Below are 3,146 nucleotides of genomic sequence, written 5' to 3' on the forward strand. Positions count from 1 at the left end.
TTTATGGCCAATAATCTACGTAAATACCCAAAGCAGCGAGCCTAGATTGGAAAGTTACTTTCCAATCTAGGCTCGCTGTAAATTTTGAGGTAGCTGAGAGGTCCTTTTGTCCCAGCTTTTTTGATAGGCTTATTGATTATATTTGTCAGCGAACCCACTTAAACGCATAATAAATTTAACAATTTCTACCACCACCACAATTGAGAGGGCGGCTGCGACAACAATTCCCCATTGTCCAGCTGTTAAAGCATGAACATCAAAGAATTGACTGATACCAGGAATTAATACAACACCTAAAAGCATTGCTCCGGATACTAAGAAGGCTAAGTTTAGCCACTTGTTGTCAAAAGGATTACGGCTGAATAGGGAAGCGAAAACGGATTTGACGTTATATGAATGGAATAGTTGGATTAAACCAAGTGTAATGAAGGCCATAGTCTCAGCAAGAACGTGTCGTTCCTCTCCTATTAAGGATGTTTGCATTGGGCCTTCAGCAGCATACCAATATACGAATAGCGTAATTAAAGCTTCTAGAATCCCTTGATAAAGGATAGAGGGTGCCACCCCAAAGGATAAGAAAGAATCTTTTTTAGTACGTGGACGGTGTGACATTACATCAGACTCTGCTTTCTCCATACCTAATGCGATAGCAGGGAAGACATCCGTTACTAAGTTAATCCACAGGATATGAATTGGTTCTAAAATCACCCAACCGAATAAAGTGGCTGTAAATAAAGTGATCACCTCTCCAAGGTTAGCAGAAAGTAAGAACTGAACAGCTTTTTGGATATTAGCAAATACTTTTCGTCCTTCTTCGACTGCTACAACTATGGTTTGGAAATTATCATCAGCTAAGACCATGTCTGAAGCACCCTTAGAGACTTCTGTACCAGTGATACCCATACCGACACCAATATCGGCTTGTTTAAGAGATGGCGCATCATTAACTCCATCACCGGTCATTGAGACAACGGCATCATTGGCTTGCCAAGCACGGATAATACGCACTTTATGCTCTGGTGAAACCCTAGCATAAACTGAGTAATTTCCAACTTCTTTAGCTAACTGATCGTCTGTAATTTCATCTAATTGGGCTCCGGTCATTACGTGACGTTCATTTTCGCTGTCATTTGGGTCTAAGATAGTTAAACGTTCAGCAATGGCCTGAGCAGTCATTGCGTGGTCTCCTGTGATCATGACAGTACGAATACCAGCCATACGCGCTTTTTCAATAGAAGCTTTGGCTTCTGTTCTTTCTGGGTCAATCATACCGACTAAACCAGTGAAAACTAGGTCCTTTTCTAAGGTTTCCGTTGTAACTTCAGCGGGAATCTCATCAATTATTTTATAGGCACCTGCTAAAACTCTTAATGCTTGCCGACCTAATTTAGCATTGACTTCTATAATTTCTTCTCGATCAGCCTCAGTCATTGCAGTAACTTCTTGGGCTTTTTGAATAGAGCTTGAGCGCTTAATTAATTGATCAGGAGCTCCTTTAACAAAGACTAGATAACGGCCATCATCGGTCTCATGAATGGTTGACATTAATTTACGGCCTGAATCAAAAGGAATTTCCTCTACTCGAGGGAATTGTCTTAATTGTCCTTTGAGATCCATCCCATGGTCTAAGGCGTATTGAATGAGGGCTGTTTCAGTAGGGTCACCGTTGACATTTCCTTGAGCATCGACTTTAGAGTCATTAGGGAAAGCGAAAGAGCAAATAAATTTACCATTATTATCAAGTGGATCTTGAGCATAATGCAATTGACCATCATAATAAACCTTTTCAACAGTCATTTGATTCAGTGTTAAAGTACCGGTTTTGTCTGAACAAATAACCATAGTTGATCCTAAAGTTTCAACAGCAGGAAGAGTTCTTACCAAGGCATTTCTGGCAGCCATGGTTCGCGTGCCTAAAGATAGAATAATGGTTGAAATAGCAGGTAAGCCTTCTGGAATAGCGGCAACTGCCAATGAAATAGAAACTAATAACATTTGAATTGGCGAGAATCCTTTAAGAAAGACACCAACAATAAAAGTTATGATAGCGATTGCGATAATTAAATAGGTAAGTGTTTTACCCAATTTTTCTTGGTCTTTTTGGAGTGGAGTGAGCTGCTTTTCCGTCGAAGACAACATGGCTGCAATATGTCCAACTTCTGTATCCATCCCTGTGTGAGTGACGATTCCTAAAGCGCGTCCATAGGTAATATTGGTTGAAGAGAAAGCCATATTGGATCGATCACCAATCCCAGCTTCTTTTTCAATAACCGCTTCGGCATGTTTTTCAACTGGAACAGATTCGCCAGTTAGTGCCGCTTCTTCGACTTTTAAGGAATTGGTTTCAACTAAGCGTAAGTCCGCAGGAACGATGTCACCAGCTTCTAAACTAACTACATCACCAGGAACAAGTTCAGTTGATTTGATTTTCATATATTCTCCATCGCGTAATACGTTGGCTTCAGGTGAAGACATATCACGCAAGGCGTTAATGGCATCTTCGGCCTTAGCCTCTTGGAAAACTCCAAGCACTGCATTTAATAGGACAACAATCAGAATAATAATTGAATCAGTTGGTCCTTCTCCCTCCATATATCCAACAAATGCAGATATGACAGAAGCAACTAACAGAACAATGATCATAAAATCTTTAAATTGGTCCACAAATTTTTGTAGAAGAGACCTTGTTTCTTCTTCTTTCAAGGTGTTTTCACCGTATTGCTCCAAACGCTTTTTTACTTCTGTTTGACTTAATCCGCTCTTAATATCGGTATCTAATTCGCTTATAATCTCTTGATTTGATTTAGTATAAGCAACAAAATCTTTGCTAGACATCCACTTTCCCCCTTTAATTTAACGTGTTTATAAGATTGACTTCGAATAGAAAAAAGACTCATGCCACTTGGGCAACACAAAGCTGCGCTCAATGGCATAAGTCTCACTATTTCAGACTGTACCAGTAGTAAAACTACTTAACGTTGTTGATACAGCCAAGATATCATCTATCTTAAGTTACTCCCTTATGAACATCTAGCTAAATTATAATCAATAGCACATTTTTATGCAAATTTTTTTGTAAAGATAGTCAAAGTTTTGTTAAACGTAAATGATAATGTCTCAAGAGAACACAAATCAAAATGTCCCAC

1 protein-coding gene is annotated in these 3,146 nt (G+C 39.3%); it reads right to left on the minus strand.

Annotation, left to right across the window (positions count from 1 at the left end; all coding sequences use genetic code 11):
* Window positions 1-129: 129 nt before the first annotated feature.
* Window positions 130-2,835, minus strand: a complete 2,706-nt coding sequence (locus ACQV2G_RS08955) for a cation-translocating P-type ATPase (RefSeq protein WP_428876633.1) — start codon at window positions 2,833-2,835, stop codon at window positions 130-132.
* Window positions 2,836-3,146 lie beyond the last annotated feature (311 nt).

Source organism: Facklamia sp. P12955, from assembly GCF_050409565.1.
Taxonomy (GTDB): Bacteria; Bacillota; Bacilli; order Lactobacillales; family Aerococcaceae; genus Facklamia.